At 66.1% G+C, this 16,411-nt stretch carries 16 protein-coding genes; 9 read left to right on the top strand and 7 right to left on the bottom strand.

What is annotated here, in order from left to right; all coding sequences use genetic code 11:
- Positions 1–26 precede the first annotated feature (26 nt).
- Positions 27–428, bottom strand: a complete 402-nt coding sequence (locus ACNFH5_RS14895) for a GFA family protein (RefSeq protein ID WP_416747097.1) — start codon at positions 426–428, stop codon at positions 27–29.
- Positions 429–512: 84 nt separating this feature from the next.
- Positions 513–1,640, bottom strand: coding sequence for an ATP-NAD kinase family protein (locus ACNFH5_RS14890; protein ID WP_416747096.1), 1,128 nt, complete (start codon positions 1,638–1,640; stop codon positions 513–515).
- Between the two features lie 249 nt (positions 1,641–1,889).
- Between ACNFH5_RS14890 and ACNFH5_RS14885 the strand changes: the two genes are divergently transcribed.
- Positions 1,890–2,063, top strand: a complete 174-nt coding sequence (locus ACNFH5_RS14885) for a PA1571 family protein (protein WP_416747094.1) — start codon at positions 1,890–1,892, stop codon at positions 2,061–2,063.
- 34 nt (positions 2,064–2,097) lie between these two features.
- Here ACNFH5_RS14885 and pdxB read toward each other — a convergent pair whose 3' ends face one another.
- Positions 2,098–3,246, bottom strand: coding sequence for a 4-phosphoerythronate dehydrogenase PdxB (gene pdxB / locus ACNFH5_RS14880; protein ID WP_416747092.1), 1,149 nt, complete (start codon positions 3,244–3,246; stop codon positions 2,098–2,100).
- Between the two features lie 420 nt (positions 3,247–3,666).
- On the opposite strand from pdxB, the gene ACNFH5_RS14875 reads away from it, so the two are divergent.
- Complete coding sequence (locus ACNFH5_RS14875) at positions 3,667–5,070, top strand: MATE family efflux transporter (protein WP_416747090.1); 1,404 nt, start codon at positions 3,667–3,669, stop codon at positions 5,068–5,070.
- 151 nt (positions 5,071–5,221) lie between these two features.
- On the opposite strand, the gene rhtA is transcribed toward ACNFH5_RS14875, so the two are convergent.
- The gene (gene rhtA, locus ACNFH5_RS14870; RefSeq protein WP_416747088.1) at positions 5,222–6,097 is read right to left on the bottom strand and encodes a threonine/homoserine exporter RhtA; all 876 of its coding nucleotides are present in this window, start codon (positions 6,095–6,097) and stop codon (positions 5,222–5,224) included.
- Between the two features lie 52 nt (positions 6,098–6,149).
- Here rhtA and ACNFH5_RS14865 point away from each other — a divergent pair, with 52 nt between their 5' ends.
- On the top strand, positions 6,150–6,752 hold the full coding sequence (locus tag ACNFH5_RS14865) for a helix-turn-helix domain-containing protein (protein WP_416747086.1): 603 nt from the start codon (positions 6,150–6,152) through the stop codon (positions 6,750–6,752).
- 436 nt (positions 6,753–7,188) lie between these two features.
- Here ACNFH5_RS14865 and phnX read toward each other — a convergent pair whose 3' ends face one another.
- Both phnX and ACNFH5_RS14855 read right to left on the bottom strand, forming a co-directional pair.
- Positions 7,189–8,016, bottom strand: coding sequence for a phosphonoacetaldehyde hydrolase (phnX, locus tag ACNFH5_RS14860; protein ID WP_416747084.1), 828 nt, complete (start codon positions 8,014–8,016; stop codon positions 7,189–7,191).
- Between the two features lie 32 nt (positions 8,017–8,048).
- Complete coding sequence (locus ACNFH5_RS14855) at positions 8,049–9,164, bottom strand: 2-aminoethylphosphonate--pyruvate transaminase (RefSeq protein ID WP_416747082.1); 1,116 nt, start codon at positions 9,162–9,164, stop codon at positions 8,049–8,051.
- Positions 9,165–9,312: 148 nt separating this feature from the next.
- Between ACNFH5_RS14855 and ACNFH5_RS14850 the strand changes: the two genes are divergently transcribed.
- Positions 9,313–10,173, top strand: coding sequence for a LysR substrate-binding domain-containing protein (locus tag ACNFH5_RS14850; RefSeq protein WP_416747080.1), 861 nt, complete (start codon positions 9,313–9,315; stop codon positions 10,171–10,173).
- Between the two features lie 117 nt (positions 10,174–10,290).
- Here ACNFH5_RS14850 and ACNFH5_RS14845 read toward each other — a convergent pair whose 3' ends face one another.
- Positions 10,291–11,166 carry a LysR substrate-binding domain-containing protein gene (locus tag ACNFH5_RS14845; RefSeq protein WP_416747078.1) on the bottom strand — a complete coding sequence of 292 codons (876 nt, stop codon included), beginning with the start codon at positions 11,164–11,166 and terminating at the stop codon, positions 10,291–10,293.
- A gap of 347 nt (positions 11,167–11,513) precedes the next feature.
- Here ACNFH5_RS14845 and ACNFH5_RS14840 point away from each other — a divergent pair, with 347 nt between their 5' ends.
- From ACNFH5_RS14840 to ACNFH5_RS14820, 5 genes are all read left to right on the top strand, one after another.
- Positions 11,514–12,872, top strand: a complete 1,359-nt coding sequence (locus ACNFH5_RS14840) for an MFS transporter (protein ID WP_416747076.1) — start codon at positions 11,514–11,516, stop codon at positions 12,870–12,872.
- Between the two features lie 47 nt (positions 12,873–12,919).
- Positions 12,920–13,276, top strand: coding sequence for a RidA family protein (locus ACNFH5_RS14835; protein WP_416747074.1), 357 nt, complete (start codon positions 12,920–12,922; stop codon positions 13,274–13,276).
- Positions 13,277–13,290: 14 nt separating this feature from the next.
- Positions 13,291–14,679 (top strand): FAD-dependent oxidoreductase, encoded by a 1,389-nt coding sequence (locus tag ACNFH5_RS14830; protein ID WP_416747073.1) that lies wholly within the window; start codon positions 13,291–13,293, stop codon positions 14,677–14,679.
- Positions 14,680–14,844: 165 nt separating this feature from the next.
- A complete protein-coding gene (locus ACNFH5_RS14825; protein WP_416747071.1) occupies positions 14,845–15,366 on the top strand; it encodes an RNA polymerase sigma factor in 522 nt (173 codons plus the stop codon).
- A 107-nt stretch (positions 15,367–15,473) separates the two neighbouring features.
- Positions 15,474–16,397, top strand: a complete 924-nt coding sequence (locus ACNFH5_RS14820; RefSeq protein WP_416747332.1) for a FecR family protein — start codon at positions 15,474–15,476, stop codon at positions 16,395–16,397.
- The last annotated feature ends 14 nt before the right edge of the window (positions 16,398–16,411 follow it).

Here is a 16,411-nt window from a genome sequence, read left to right as displayed (position 1 = left end):
GACTGCTGCTGGTCACGCCAGCTCCCTCATCCCGGCTTGCTGCCCTGGTACTGGGGCAGATTGTCTGCCAGTGGCCACCAGGAGGCCCTGGACCCGACGTAGTAATGTGCTTCGAGGTTTGTCCGCAAGGGTTCGTCCAGGGTTCCCGCACGCACCCGCAATATTTCCGGCAGCGTGTCACGGGCACTGTAGATGGGCGACCCGCAGGTGCGACAGAACACTCGTTTCTTCTGCGGCGAAGCGCGGAACTCGGCCAGTTGCGCCGCCCCACTGAGCAGCCTGAACCGGGCGACCTCCACCGGAATGTTGGTGGCGAACGGGCCACCCTGCGCCTTGCGGCACTGGCTGCAATGACAGACCTGGATCGGCGCCAGCTCACCACTGATCTCGTAGCGCACCGCGCCGCACAGACAACCGCCCGAATGCATGCCCTGCCCCTCTTACGGTTTCACGGAGCGCAGGAGTCTAGATCAGGCTCGGTTACCTGCACCACCGTACTGAGGAGTGGATCTTCAGACTTCGCTACCCCAACCCAGCGGATAGAGCAGTTCTTCCTTGTAACCGGCCCACACCCGCACGGCCGCCGGGAAGCTCGCGTCCAGCCCGACATCGCCGCTGTCCACCAGCAGCGGCCGGCCTTCGAGGGTGCCCAGCTTGCGCTTGGTGGCGATCACCCGAAGGCGCTCGATTCCGATAGCGCGCAGCACGCGCGGACTGATCTGCTGGTTGCCGCGCCCAAGGATATGTCCCTGCCCACCGATGGCGGTCACCAGCAGGAAGGCCGGATGCCCGTCCACCAACTCGAACAGCTGCGCCTCGGTAACGTCGCGGGCGATCACTGCGCCGTTCTCGATCACGTCGACGCCCAGCAGCGTGGTGTCCAGGTGCAGGTCGGCGGCCAGCCCGTGCAACGTCGAACCGGGGCCGAAAACATAGCGCACATCATCTTCCCAGCTGTCTTCCAGCCAGGCGGCGAGATCGGCCAGCACCAGTTCCTCGGTCTCCATACCCGCCTGCTTCACGTGCTGCATGAAGTGGCCTTCCTCGGGCACGGTCAGTTCGGCGTACCAGCGCGCGGCGACACGGCCTTCACGCAGGGCGGCTTCATCCAGGTCGCGCACCTCTCCCTGGGTGAGGCGCACCAGGCCGCCATCCACCAGCCGTCGCGCCAGCTCGCCGGCGGCGCGCGGGCTGATGGCATAGACCCCGGAATGGATTTTCACCCCGGCCGGAATGCCCAGCACCGGCTGACCTTCGCGGGCTACCTCGGCGACATCCCGCGCGGTGCCGTCGCCACCGGCGAAGAGGATCAGCGCCACGCCGGCCTGCTGCAGCGCCTGCACGGCGTGACGGGTATCCGCCGCGCTGCTCTGCTGCTGCTCCAGTTCGCCCACCTGGCGATGGGCGAAGCCCATGTCGGCCAGCAGGTCGGCGCCCATCGGGCCAGGAAAGGTGAGGAATTCCAGGCGCTCACGCACCGACAGCAGATGCTCCAGGGCGACCCGCGTGCGCTCCGCCGCCCGTGGCTCAGCACCGCGCGCCAGGGCCAGTTCGGCAACGCCGTCGCTGCCCTTGAGCGCCGTCGGGCCGCCGATACCGGCCAGCGGATTGATGATCAGCCCGATGCGAATCCTGTCCATACTCATCCTCGAGGGAAACTTCTTCGAACCACCGGTGCAAGGCCGGGTCGGACCAGGGAAGTGGTCATTCCACTCACTATAACGACAAGCAAACGACCGGGGACTTCGCGATTGGCACGCAATCTGCGAGGGCATTACGGTCGTCTGTCTTCGGTGACGGTTCTTCGGCGCTGCCCTGCGCAGCCTCTGTCACCGGGGTTTCATCTGATCTGCCTAGACTGCAATGCACTGATGTAGAGGAGATTGGCCATGAGCCTGCAAACCCACCGTGATTCCACTCCCCGCCCCACCCCGCGCCAACCGCAGCAGCCGGTCGGCGGATCGATCATCGATGCCCAGGGCCGTGAAGTCCCGATCACCGAAGACATGATCCAGCGCGCCTGCCAGGAACTGGACAAGACCTGCGAGCCACCGCGCCGCTGACGTCCAGTACAGACGACACGGCGGCGCGTCCGCCCTACTCCCCGACCCGGTTGGCGCCCAGCGCGGTCAGCAGGCTTTCCAGGCGCGGCGATTCGCCCTGGATGTCCACCCACAGCCCGGTGATCTCGCGGCGCGGTGGGTAGTGCTTGCGCAACGCGTCGAAGGCCGCCCGCCGGGTCTGGGTATCGCCTACCAGGCTACGGCGGAAATTGGCGTCATCACTGCGCGGGTCGTATACCGCGCGGCAGAGCATCGCCAACGCCCAGTCCGGGTCGCACTCTTCCTTAAGGCTCAGCTCGGCCAGCCATTGCGCGGGCAACAGGTCGTCGAGATCGACTTCCGGCGCGCGCTGCTGCCAGGCGCAGAACGCCTCGTAGATCTGCGCCGTACCGCGCAGCTTGCCGTCGAGGCTGTAGCCGGCGATGTGCGGAGTGGCAATGCGGCAGAGTTCGGCCAGGCGTACGTTCACTTCCGGCTCGCCCTCCCAGACATCCAGCGCCACGTCGACATCCGCGCCGGATTCCAGGTGAATGCGCAGCGCCGTGTTATCGACCACGCCGCCACGGCTGGCGTTGATCAACCAGGTGCCGGGGCGCAGCGCCTTCAGGCGCGCGGCGTCGATCAGGTGGCGCGTCGGGGTTTCGCCGTCACGGGTCAGCGGCGTATGCAGGCTGATCACGTCGCACTCGCGCAGCACTTCTTCCAGGCTGCGGAAGTCACCGCCCTCGGCGGCAGCGCGCGGTGGGTCGCAAACGCGGACATCCCAACCCAGCCCACGCAGCACATCCACCAGGCGTCCGCCCACCTGCCCCGCGCCGATCACCCCATAACGACGCTCAGAGAGCTTGGCGCCATGTACTTCGGCCAGCGCCAACAGGCTGCCCAGCACCCAATCCACCACGCCGCGGGCGTTGCAGCCTGGCGCGCTGGACCAGGCGATACCGGCCCCGGCGAAGTAGTCGAGGTCCAGGTGATCGGTGCCGATGGTGCAGGTGCCGACGAACTTCACCTGGCTGCCCGCGAGCAACTCGCGGCTGACGTCGGTCACCGAGCGCACCAGCAGGACTTCGGCATCGCCCAGGGCGGCACGGTCGATCCCGCGCCCCGGCAGACGGCGGATATCACCATGGGCGCCGAAGAAGGCTTCGACCAGGGGAATGTTTTCATCGGCAAGGATACGCATGGGCTGACTCCAGAAATCGGCTGCGGCTACTTTACCAGCGTGGCGAGTTGTACAGGCATTCTCACCTGTCGACCATCAACCGACAGGAGCGCCCCATGGCTCGCCACCTCGACTCTCGTGCCAGGGCCAGCCCTATCCCCCCGCCCTGGCTGCGCGCACCGCTCCGAAGGGAGAGGGCGCTATTCGTGCCAGTTGACACTAGGGTTCCACCCTGTTCCGAACGGTCCCCTCTCCCTTCAGGGAGAGGGTTAGGGAGAGGGAGTCTCGGGGCCGAATCACAGGTGAGCGCAGTTGCTCCTACCGCAACATCGATCCTCCCCCCTGCGCGCGGTCCTGCGCGGCTCATGCAAGACTTCCTGACTGGCGCGTCAGCCCTTAAACTGGCCGGCTTCCCGCCAATTCTTCTTGCCAAGGAAAGCCGTGACCAGCCTCGCCCAGCCCGTCTCCCGCGGACGGCGCACCGCCACCGAACTCAAGGAACTGCTGACCCTCGCAGCACCGATCATGATCGCCCAGCTGGCCACTACCGCCATGGGCTTCGTCGATGCGGTGATGGCTGGCAGCGTGGGGCCGCGCGACCTGGCTGCCGTGGCGCTGGGCAACTCGATCTGGATTCCGATCTTCCTGCTGATGACCGGCACCCTGCTCGCCACTACTGCCAAGGTGGCCCAGCGCTACGGCGCGGGCGACCAGGCCGGCACCGGCCCGCTGGTGCGTCAGGCATTGTGGCTGGCGCTGCTGGTCGGCCCGCTGGCGGGAGCGACGCTATGGCTGCTCTCCGAGCCGGTGTTGCGGGCGATGAAGGTCGAGCAAGCGCTGATCGAGCCCAGTTGCTTCTACCTGCGCGGCATCGCCTGCGGCCTGCCGGCGGTAGCGCTGTACCACGTTCTGCGCTGCTACAGCGACGGCCTGGGCCGGACCCGCCCGAGCATGGTGCTGGGCATCTGCGGGCTGATGCTGAACATCCCGATCAACTACGTGCTGATATACGGCCACCTCGGCTTCCCGGCCCTGGGCGGCCCCGGCTGCGGCTGGGCCACCGGCTCGGTGATGTGGTTCATGCTGCTGGGCATGCTGGTGTGGGTGAACTGGGCCAAGGTCTACAAGCCCAGCGAACTGTTCCGCCACTGGGAACTGCCGCAACCGAAGGTGATCGGCAGCCTGGTGGCGGTGGGCCTGCCCATCGGCATCGCGGTTTTCGCCGAGTCCAGCATCTTCTCGGTGATCGCCCTGCTGATCGGCGAGCTTGGCGAGAAGGTCGTCGCCGGGCACCAGGTGGCGCTGAACTTCAGTGCGCTGGTGTTCATGATCCCCTATTCGCTGGCGATGGCCGTGACGGTGCGCGTCGGCCAGTCGCTGGGCGCCGGGGCCCCGCGCGATGCGCGCTTCGCTGCCGGCGTGGGCATGGGCGCGGCATTGGCGTACGCCTGCATTTCCGCCAGCGGCATGCTGCTGATGCGTGAACACATCGCCGGACTCTATACCCAGGACCCGGACGTACTGGCGCTGGCGGCCACGCTGCTGGTGTTCTCGGCGCTGTTCCAGTTCTCCGACGCCGTACAGGTCACCGCCGCCGGTGCCCTGCGCGGCTACCAGGACACCCGCGCGACCATGATCATGACCCTGTTCGCCTACTGGGGCATCGGCCTGCCGGTGGGCTACAGCCTCGGCCTCGCCCACTGGCTGCAGGAACCCACCGGCCCGCGCGGCCTGTGGGAAGGTCTGATCGTCGGCCTGACCTGCGCGGCGATAATGCTGTGCATCCGCCTGTCGCGCAGCGCCAAGCGGCAGATCGTCCTGAACGAGAGGCGCGTGGCTGGCTGATAGCGCAATACTTCAAGGAATCTGTAGGAGCGAGCTTGCTCGCGAACCGCTTGACGCCCATGCCCTCGGGAAATCCGTTCGCGAGCAAGCTCGCTCCTACAACAGCAAAAAAAGCCGCCCGAGGGCGGCTTTTTCGTTTCGTATCCCCGGATCAGTCAGTGACCAGTGCCGGCTTCGGTCGACTGCTCAATGTCGTCCCAACAGAGGCCACGATGATGGCGCCGATGGCGATCCACTGGTGCGACGTCAGTTGCTCGCCGAGGAACACCAGGCCGGACAGCGCGCCAAACGCCGGCTCGATGCTCATCAGGGTGCCGAAGGTGCGCGCCGGCAGACGAGTCAGGGCGACCATCTCGAGGGTATAGGGCAAGGCACTGGAGAGGATCGCCACGCCCAGCAACGCCGGGAACAGGCTGACATCCAACAGCGCCATGCCACTGTGGGCGATGCCGATCGGCGCCACGCAGATCGCCGCGATACTGATGCCCAGTGCGGCGCCCTGCGCGCCCAGGTCATTGCCCGCACGCTGGCCGAAGATGATGTAGAGCCCCCAGCAGACACCCGCCCCCAGCGCCAGCGCGGCGCCCTTGGGGTCGATGCCATTGCCGAAGTCCGCAATGGGCAGCAGCAGGCCGAGGCCGACCACCGCGATGGCGATCCACAGGAAGTCGATGGGTTTGCGCGAATAGAACAGCGCCACCGCCAGCGGCCCGGTGAACTCCAGAGCGACGGCCACCCCCAGCGGAATGGTCTGCAGCGCCATGTAGAAAGTCAGGTTCATCAGGCCCAGGGTCACGCCGTAGATGAACAACGGCTTGAGCGGCTTGCCACGCAGCGAGGTGCGCCACGGGCGGAGGATCGCCAGCAGGAGGATGGCGGCGAAGACCAGGCGCATGGAGGTCACGCCTTCGGCGCCGAGCACCGGGAACAGGCTCTTGGCGACCGATGCGCCGGTCTGGATCGAGGCCATCGACACGATCAGGATGAGAATGGGGAAGGCAGTGGACAGAAAGCGAGAGCGAGGCATGATGCGGACCTGAACAGGCGTTGCAACGGTTGGGATTTCTTGGTTGACTGTTATGCGCAACATAATGCGCAAAAAGGCCAGAATGAGCAATATACTGCCCACTCCTTCCGAACGTCCCAGCGTGCTGGTGCACGTCGCCGATAACGTGAAGACCCACCGCCGCAGCGCCGGCTTCAGCCAGGACGCACTGGCCAAGGCCTCGGGCGTCAGCCGGCGGATGCTGGTCGGCATCGAGAGCGGCGACACCAACGTCAGCCTCGCCACCCTTGACCGCATCGCCGCCGCCCTGAAAGTCACCTTTGCCGACCTGGTTCGCCCGCCCTCCACCGGTGGCCTGTCCCGTGTCGACGCCGTCGCCTGGGGCGGCCAGCAGGCCGACAGCCGCGGCACCCTCCTCGCCAGCACCCCCGCCACCCGCCAGGCCGAACTCTGGCACTGGGCGCTCGCCCCCGGCGACCGATACAACGCCGAGCCCGACGCCGAAGGCTGGTACGACATGGCCTATGTCATCGAAGGCCGGCTGACCATTGTCCTCGCCGAGGAGACGGTGGACGTCGAGGCCGGTGGGTTCCATGTGTTCAAGAGCAACCAGCCGTTTTCCTACCAGAACCATGGGGATGTACTGGTGCGGTTTGTGCGCAACGTCGTGAATTGAATCCACTACAGCCGCGCTTATCGGCGCTCATCGCGGGCATGCCCGCTCCTACAGATCGACTCCGGCGTTTGCGCGGCGTAGGAGCGGACTCTGTCCGCGAGAGACTTACCGCCGCACCCGTCCGAACAGGGAGCTGGGCGGAATCATCGCGGACAGAGTCCGCTCCTACGACAGCAAGCACCCGCCGCTTTGGCTTCGAGGACTTCCAGAGAGATGTCCGCGCACCCCGAATGCCCCGTTCAACGAGGGAATTTTTCGCCTAAGCGAAAAACCGGATGTCCGGGGCAAGCCTTTTGGTTACTTTTCGGCGTTTGGAAAAGTGACTCGCCCGAGGGGGCGAAACCAAATACATCCACACATGCCGGAGCGTCGCAGAAACGCCCAAAACCCATAAAAAAGGCCCGCACTTGGCGGGCCTTTTCGTTCATGTCGAGCGTCAGCTGCTTTGCGGCATCTCGCCCCGCGCCAGGCGCGCATTGATATCGGCGATCACCGCCGGCAGTTCGACGATGGTGTCGATCAGGTAATGCGGACGCGAGCCCTCGAACATCTGGCCAATGCGACGGCGCTCCTGCTCCAGCTTCTCCGCCGGCAGTGCCTTGTACTGCTCATAGGTCAGGCCCAGGGCGTTGCCGGAGCAGGTCAGCGCCACAGTCCACATGCCGGCGCTGCGGCCTTCGAGGATGCCCGGCCAGGTGTCGTCGACCTTCACGCAGGCTGCCACGTCATTGATGCCCAGGGCGATCACATTGGCCAGCGCCTGTGCCGGGTGCGGCCGACCATTGGGCACTTCATCGGTGGCGACCACGTGGTCGGCGACGTAGCCGTTGGTCTTCGCCAGGGCGACGACCTTTTCCATCACCACCGCCGGATAGCCGGAGCAGGAACCGACCTTCAGCCCACCTTTGCGCACGGCGGCGATGGCGTCCAGCGCGCCGGGAATCAGCGCCGAATGCTCGGCGATCTTTTCGATCTGCAGCGGCATGAAACGCTCGTAGATGGCAGTGACGTCATCGTCGCTCGGCACACGGCCGAACTTGGCCTTGTAGCGCTCGGCGATGGCCGGGATGTCGCACAGCGTGCGGATGTGGTCCCACTTGCCCATGCCCATCGGGCCGCGGGCTTCTTCCAGGCTGACCTGCACGCCGAACTCGGCGAAGGCTTCGACGAAGATCTGCGTCGGCGCGAAGGAGCCGAAGTCGACCACGGTGCCGGCCCAGTCGAGGATGACAGCTTGCAGTTGCTTGGGTTGTTCGTAATTCATGGCGTTCAATCCTGTGAGAATTCGGGCGGGCGTCAGATTTCGAAAACTTCCATTTCCTTCAGCGTCTCGGCGATGGCCGCGACGGCGGCGCGCATGCCGCTGGCGTCGACCTGGCCGATGCAACCGACGCGGAAGGTTTCCACCTGGGTCAGCTTGCCCGGGTAGAGGATGAAACCCTTCTCGCGCACCCGGTTGTAGAACTCGGTGAAGCTGTAGCGGGCGTCACTGGGGGCATGGAAGGTAACGATGATCGGCGCCTGGATCTCGGCCGGCAGGAAGCTGCGGAACCCCAGCCCGGCCATCTCGGCCAGCAGAGTCTGGCAATTGTTTGCGTAACGCTGATGACGGGCCGCGAGGCCGCCCTCTTCCTCGTACTGGCTCAGCGCTTCGTGCAGCGCGGCGACCACGTGGGTCGGCGGAGTGAAGCGCCACTGGCCGGTCTTGGCCATGTAGGCGTGCTGGTCCTGGAGGTCCATGGACAACGAGTGGCAGTTGCCGGCGCTGGCGTTCAGGGCGGTGCTGCGGGCAAAGACGAAGCCCATGCCCGGTACGCCTTCCAGGCATTTGCCGGAAGCGGCGATCAGCGCATCGAACGGAATGCGGCGGGCGTCGATATCCAGCGCGCCGAAGGAGCTCATGGCATCGATGATCAGACGCTTGCCGTGGGACTCGATGACCTTGGCGATGTCCTCCAGCGGGTTGAGGATGCCGGTACTGGTTTCGCAGTGGATCAGCGCAACGTGGGTGACGCTCGGGTCCGCGCTGAGCAGGCGGTCGACGTCGGCAGCGGTGGTCGGCACGTCCTCTTCGGTTTCGAAGGTGCTGAACTCGCGGCCGATCACCTGGCAGATCTTCGCCAGGCGCTTGCCATAGGCGCCATTGATCAGCACCAGCACCTTGCCATCACGCGGCACCAGGGTGCCGATGGCAGCTTCGACGGAGAAGGTGCCGCTACCCTGCAGGGGTACGCAGGTGTGGGTCGCCTCGCCGTGAATGATCGCCAGCAGGCGCTTGCAGACGTCGGCAGTCAGGTCGTTGAAGTCGCGGTCCCAGGACCCCCAGTCGACCATCATGGCGCGACGGGTGCGGGGGGACGTGGTCAGCGGACCGGGAGTCAGCAGGATGGGGGCTCGCTCGGCAGTGCTCATGCTCGATTCCTCTTTCTTGGGAACGTCGTCAGGGCTGAATTCGGTTGGGCCGGGCGGGTTCGCCGTGGCCTGGGCATAACTTGCCGGCCGGGCAGATATCGTTCAAATTGTTTATCACGATGCACTGCATAAGCCGGACATATACCTTATGAACCTCTTCCAGCTCCGCGCCTTCGACGCCGTCGCCCGCGAACGCAGCTTCACCCGCGCCGCCGAGCGCCTGTTCATCAGCCAGCCAGCGGTGACCGGACATGTGAAGGCGCTGGAGGAGCACTACCAGGTCAACCTGTTCCGCCGCACTGCGCGTGGCGTGGAACTGACAGAAGATGGCGTACGCCTGTCAGCCATCAGTCGCACGCTGTTCGCTCTGGAGGAGGAAGCCGAGGCCATGCTCGACGCCAGCCGCGAGCTGGTGACTGGGCGCATCGAAGTGGCCGCCGACGGCCCGCACCTGGTGATGCCAATGCTCGCCCGGCTGCGTGCAAGCTACCCCGGCATCACCGTCAACCTGCGTCTGGGCAACGCCCAGGAAACCCTCGCCGCGCTGCTGGACGAACACGTCGATATCGCTGTGCTGACCGAAGTGGAGCCGCGCGCCGGGCTGTTCCTGCGCGAGCTGGTGGAATCGCGCATCTGCGCGCTGGTGCCGGCCAGCCATGCGTGGGCCGGGTATGTCGGCGAACTGCCGCTGGCTGAACTGGATCAGCAGATCATGGTGCTGCGCGAGCCCGATTCCATCACCCGGCGTACCTTTGACGCGGCCTGCTCGGCCCAATCGGTGGAGCCGCGGGTGCTGCTGGAGCTGGACAGCCGTGAGGCGGTGACCGAGGCGGTCGCGGCGGAACTGGGGGTGGGCATCGTGTCGTCGATGGAGGTGAGCCCCGACCCACGCGTGAAGGCCATTCCCCTGAGCGGCGAGGGCCTGATGAATCGACATGCCATCGGTTGCCTGGAGCGCCGCCGGGGATTGCGGGTGGTGAGTGCGTTTCTGGAGTTGGCGGAGGGCTGAATCCGCCGTAGGGCGTATAACACTCCGCGCTATCCGCCGTTCAACCGCTGCCCAGGTGAGCCTCGGGGCCACGATGAGCCAAGCGCATCGGCGTACAACCGCGAACGGTTGTACGCCCTACGCCGGCAAATCTTCCTTCACCAGGTCGAGAAAAGTCGCCACGATGCGCCGCGTGCTCTGCTCACGCAGGCACACCAGCGTCTCGCTCATGTGTCGTTCGCAATCGACGATCGGCAATGCCTGGACACGGTTGTCCGAACCGAATTCCGCCGCCGACACCACGCCCACGCCAATGCCCGCCACGACCGCCTCACGGGCGGCCTCGCGGCCCTCGACTTCGATCGCCGCGCGCATGCGCAAGCCGGCGCGGCGCATTTCCTCCTCCAGCGTCTGGCGGGTGACCGAGCCGTGCTCACGCAGCACTAACGGCGCGTCGTCGAGGTCAGCCAGATGGATCGACTCGCGGCCCGCCCAGGGATGGCCGCTGGCGACGAAGGCGACGATGGGGTCACGGCGCAGGGTAAAGGACACCAGGCGCTCGTCCTCCACCGCACGCCCGAGCAGCGCCAGGTCGGCGCGATAGCCGAACAAAGCCTGCAGGGACTCGTCGGTATTGCCCGTCTCGATGCGTACACGAATGCCGGGGTGGCGCTGGCAGAACAGCGCCACCTGCGGCAGCAGGTGAACTGCCGCATCCACCGCCAGCACCAGGCTGCCGGTCTGCAGCGCGCTGGACTCCTGCAACAGCTCCTGGGCCTCGGCCTCGATCACGAACAATCTCTGGGTCACCGCCAGCAGGCGCTCGCCCAATTCCGTCAGCCGTACCGAGCGCTTGTTGCGATGGAACAGCAGCACGCCGTACCGCTCCTCCAGCTTGCGAACCTGGTCGGATACGGCCGGCTGGGTGAGGAACAGGCGCTCCGCGGCACGAGTGAAGCTGCCGTGCACGGCGACGGCATGGAAGGCTTTGAGCTGAGCGTGTGAAACGGACATGCAGGCATTCCTCGCAAGCGGCGATCTGACCGCTTTCCAGCCAATCGACGGAAAGCGACTACAGGGTCATACGACCTGGACGCGAAGGTCGCACAGCAACGAACTTAAAAGGAAAACTTATTTTTAAAATTTGATAAATCGATTTCAGTTATTTATTCGGAATTGTTTCTATCGCTTCACCGCCGCTTCCCACGTGTTTTTCGGCGGTACGCAGAACAGCCTCCGTGCTTCTGACCCGCGCCGCCTCGGCGACGCGCAGTGCTCATGCTCCTAGAACAACAAGAACAAGAAAGGCGTTACCTCAACGACTGCCGGCACAGCACACACAACAAGAACGAGGTCAGATCATGCTCAACCCTCACGGCAACGCAGCATCGCGCTCGCCCTTCGCATCGATCCAACGCTGGCGCTGGCAGATCTTCGCCATCACCTGGCTGGCCTACGCGGCCTTCTACTTCACTCGCAAGGCTTTCTCGGTGGCCAAGCTGGGCATCGGCGAGGACCCTAGCTTCCACCTCGACAAGGCCATGATGGCCAATCTCGACGCCACCTATCTCGCGGCCTACGCCGTAGGCCAGTTCACCTGGGGTGTGCTCGCCGACCGCTTCGGCCCACGGGTGGTGGTGCTCGGCGGCCTGGTGATTTCCGCCGCTGCGGCCATCGTCATGGGCACCTGGGCGACCCTGCCGGTGTTCGCCACCTGCATGGTCATCCAGGGCCTGGCGCAGTCCACCGGCTGGTCGGGGCTGTGCAAGAACATCGGCAGCTTCTTCGCCACCCACGAACGCGGTCGCATCCTCGGCCTGTGGAGCACCTGCTACGCCTTCGGCGGGCTGGTCGCCTCGCCCTTCGCCGGCTGGTGGGCGTATTCGGTGTTCGGTACCTGGCATGCGGCCTTCTACTCCAGCGCCGCGGTGGTGGGCGGCGTGGCCGTGCTGTTCCTGCTGCTGCAGCGCAATCGCCCGCAGGACGTCGGCCTGCCACCGCTGGAAGACGAACCCGAGGCCGTGCGCTACGCCGGCTTCAAGCCCGAGGGGCAGAACCCCGGCATCAGCGAAACCCTGCGCCTGGTGCTGCGCAATCGCACCGTACTGACCCTGGGCCTGGCCTACTTTCTGCTCAAGCCGGCGCGCTACGCGATACTGCTGTGGGGCCCGGTGATCGTCTATGAACGCATGCCCGGACTGGGCAAGGTGGGTGCAGCGATCCTGCCGACTTCCTTCGAGATCGCCGGCCTGCTCGGGCCGATCCTGATCGGCCTGGCCTCGGACAAGATCTTCGGCGCACGGCGCATGCCGGCCTGCGTGATCAGCCTGATCGCCCTCACCGCCTGCCTGGCGCTGTTCGTCCCGGCCATGCAGACCGGCAGCAGCCTGCTGGTATTCGCCCTGCTGTTCATGATGGGCCTGACCCTCTACGGACCGGACTCGATGATCAGCGGTTCAGCCGCCATCGACTTCGGCACCGGCAAGGCCGCCGCCACCGCCGCCGGCTTCGTCAATGGTTGCGGCTCGGTCGGCGCGATCCTCGGCGGCCTGTTGCCCGGCTACTTCGATACCTACAGCGTGTTCATCGGCTTCACCATCGCCGCGCTGGTCTCCGCCGCGATTCTGCTGCCGCACTGGAACAGCCTGCCGGAGGGCGCCGCGTCCTCGGCCGCACGCGTCCCGAACCGCTCCGTGAAGGTGCGCATGGCGCGCTCCTGAAGTCCCCGCACAAGGATGTGCGTCCACCTCCGCTACAGGTAATCCCCATGAACATCGAACGCTTCGGCGTGGTGAAACGCCGCGCCGAAATGGTCCTGCACGACCACACGCTCTACATCGGCGGCCAGGTCGCCAGCGATACCGCCGCCGGCATCGAGGGCCAGACGCGGGAAATTCTCCACGGCATCGAGCAACTGCTGCACAGCCTCGGCGCCGATCGCACCCACCTGTTGTCGGTGCGCATCCTGCTGGCCGATCGCGCGGACTACGCCGGGCTGAACGCCGTGTGGGACGACTTCTTCCCGCTCGGCCATGCCCCGACCCGCGCCTGCACCCTGGCGCAGCTGATCGACCCCGCCTGGCGCGTGGAGATGATCGCCACCGCCGCCCCGCCCGACCAATGACCACGGAGAACGCCATGCGCCCCTTCTGGCTCGAACAGGCCCTGCTAAGTGATAACGAGCGCGCGTCCGCGCTCGAAGGCGAGACCCGCGCCGACGTCTGCATCGTCGGTGGCGGCTACACCGGTCTGTGGACCGCCATTCTGCTCAAGGAGCAGAACCCGGAACTCGACATCGTCATCGTCGAGGCCGACCTCTGCGGTGCCGGTGCCAGTGGGCGCAACGGCGGCTGCGCGCTGTCCTGGTCGGCGAAGTTCTTCACCCTGGAGCGCCTGTTCGGCCTGGCCGAGGCGATCCGCCTGGTGCGCGAGTCGGAGCGGAGCATCCACGCCATCGGCGAATTCTGCGAGCGCTATGGCGTGGATGCCGACTACCGCCTGGACGGCACCCTCTACACCGCCACCAACGTCGCGCAGGTGGGCTCCACCGACAGTGTCATCGCCGCGCTGGAGAAGCACGGCATCAACTCCTTCAGCAAGCGCCCGCTGGAAGACGTGCAGCGCATGGCCGGTTCGAGCAAGCACCTGGAAGGCTGGTTCTCCCCGGCTGCAGCCAGCGTGCAGCCGGGCAAACTGGTGCGCGGTCTGCGCCGGGTGGCGCTGCAATTGGGCGTGCGGCTCTACGAAGGGACGCCAATGACCGGCCTGGACCACGGCCAACCCGCCACCGTCCACACCGATCGCGGTTCGGTCAGCGCCGACCGCGTGGTGCTGGCGATGAACGCCTGGATGGCCCGCGCCTTCCCGCAGTTCGAGCGCAGCGTGGCGATCGTTTCCAGCGACATGATCATCACCGAACCCCGCCCGGACCTGCTGCGGGAAATCGGCCTGACCTCCGGCGTCACCGTGCTGGATTCGCGCATCTTCGTGCACTACTACCACAACACCCCGGACGGCCGAATCATGCTCGGCAAGGGCGGCAACACCTTCGCCTACGGCGGCCGCATGCTGCCGGTGTTCGATCGCCCCTCGCCGTACCTGGGGCTGCTGCGCGAGAGCCTGACGGACTTCTTCCCCGCCTTCGCCGAAGTCCCCATCGCGGCGAGCTGGAACGGTCCCTCGGACCGCTCGGTGACCGGGCTGCCGTTCTTCGGCCAGTTGGGCGACGCGGGCAACGTGTTCTACGGCTTCGGCTACTCCGGTAGCGGCGTCGGGCCGTGCCACATGGGCGGGCAGATTCTCAGTTCACTGGTCCTGGGGCTGGACAACGAATGGACCCGTTCGCCGCTCACGCAAGGTCCACTGGGCTTCTTCCCGCCCGAGCCGATCCGCTACGTCGGCTCGTTGATGGTGCGCAATGCCATTCGCCGCAAGGAGCGCGCCGAGGACTGCAACCAGCGTCCGCGCCGCCTGGATGTGCGCCTGGCGCGCTTCGCTGCCGCCGCAGGCAAGGCCGACAAGGCCTGACGATTTCCCCCTCATCTGCCGGCTGAGGGAATGGGCGAGGCGCCCCGCGCGCCTCGCCCTTTTTTCGTTGCCCCTAAACATCCGGAACCACGGATGGGCTTGTGCCATGAGTCACGGCTGAATAATATTGATTATCATTTGAAATAAATCCTGCTGGACACCCTTGTGAGCACTTCCAACCTCGACGCGGTCTTCCTGGCCCAGCGCCTGCCTTTGCTGCGCACGCTCGTACGGATGGTGAAGAACCCGAGCATCGCCGAAGACCTGGTGCAGGAAACCTACCTGCGCGTCGCCCGCACCCTGCTCGAACGCCGCATCGATCACCTGGAACCCTTTCTCTTCCAGACTGGCCGCAACCTCGCCCTGGACCATCTGCGCCATCTTCGCATGCAGTCGCGGACCATGCTCGAGGATGTGCCCTTCGACGTGGTGCAGGCCGTGCCCGCGCCCGGTTCCAGCGCCGAGGACCAGTTGCACGCGCAGAAGCTGCTCGAACGCCTGGGTGCCACCCTCGAAGAGCTCAGCGAACGTCAGCAGCGCATCTTCATCCTCAGCCGCCTGCACGGCTGCGGCTACGCGGAGATCGCCGAGCAGCTCGATATTTCGCCCAGCACGGTGCAGAAGGAACTGAAACTGATCATGGCGATCTGTGTCGGACTGGTCAGCCGCCTCGAGGAATCGGTATGACGGACTACCGTTCGCCGGTCGATTCGACAACAATGCGCGGCTCACCACCCCAGCACCGCCCCGAGGATCACCCCTTGCCCCACGCCGCGCCGCCCGACGACCAGCAGATGGCCGAAGCCCTCGACTGGCTGATCCTCGAGGACGACATGGACGCCACCACCCGTGCGCGCTTCGACGCCTGGCTCGCCGCCAGCGAAGACAACGCGCGTGCTTACCAGCGCGTGCGCGACGCGTGGCAGTCGCCGCTGCTGCCCGTCGCCGCTGCGCGCCTGGAACGCACACTGGCGCAGGAAAAGGCCCGACCGCCGACTCGCCCACGCCGCTTCTGGAAACCCGTCGCCACGGCTGCGGCGCTGGTGCTCGCCATCGGTGTCGTGGTGCAGGGCGACCTGCTGACGCGCCTGCGCGCGGACCATCTCACCGCGGTCGGCGAACGCCAGAAGGTCCAGCTGGCCGACGGCTCCAACGTACTGCTCAACACCGACACCGCGTTCTCCAGCAAGGTCGATGACCAGCAGCGCGTCGCCCGCCTCTACCGCGGCGAAGTCTTCTTCGACGTCGCCCATGACCGCAGCCGCCCCTTCGAGGTGGAGGCCGGGCCGGTGCAGGTCACCGTACGCGGCACCGCGTTTGCCGTGCGCTACCTGGGCAACGAGGCGGAGGTGAGCGTGCAGCGCGGCGAAGTGGACCTGCGCACGCGTCTGGATGACGCCCGCGTAAGCCTCGGTGCCGGCGACAGCATCCGCGTCGGCCCGCAGGGCTTTGGCGAGCGCCAGCACGGCGCGGAAGCCGAATCCCAACTGGCCTGGGTGAAAGGCCGCATGGTGTTCGAAAACTGCCCGATGAGCCAGGTGCTGGCCGAGCTGCGCCGCTACTATCCGGGCTGGATCGTGAACACCAACGAGCGCCTGGATAACGTCAGCGTCACCGGCAACTGGCGCCTGGACGACCCACTGGGCGTGGCGCGCTCGCTGGCCCAGATCACCTCCGCCGAGCTGCACGAATACCCGAAACTGCTGATTCTCAACTGATAGCCCGCACCCGA

Source organism: Pseudomonas sp. NY15435 (assembly GCF_048068295.1).
GTDB lineage: Bacteria > Pseudomonadota > Gammaproteobacteria > Pseudomonadales > Pseudomonadaceae > Pseudomonas.
The sequence above is the reverse complement of the archived record's forward strand: the minus strand, read 5'-3'. Positions and strand labels throughout refer to the sequence as shown.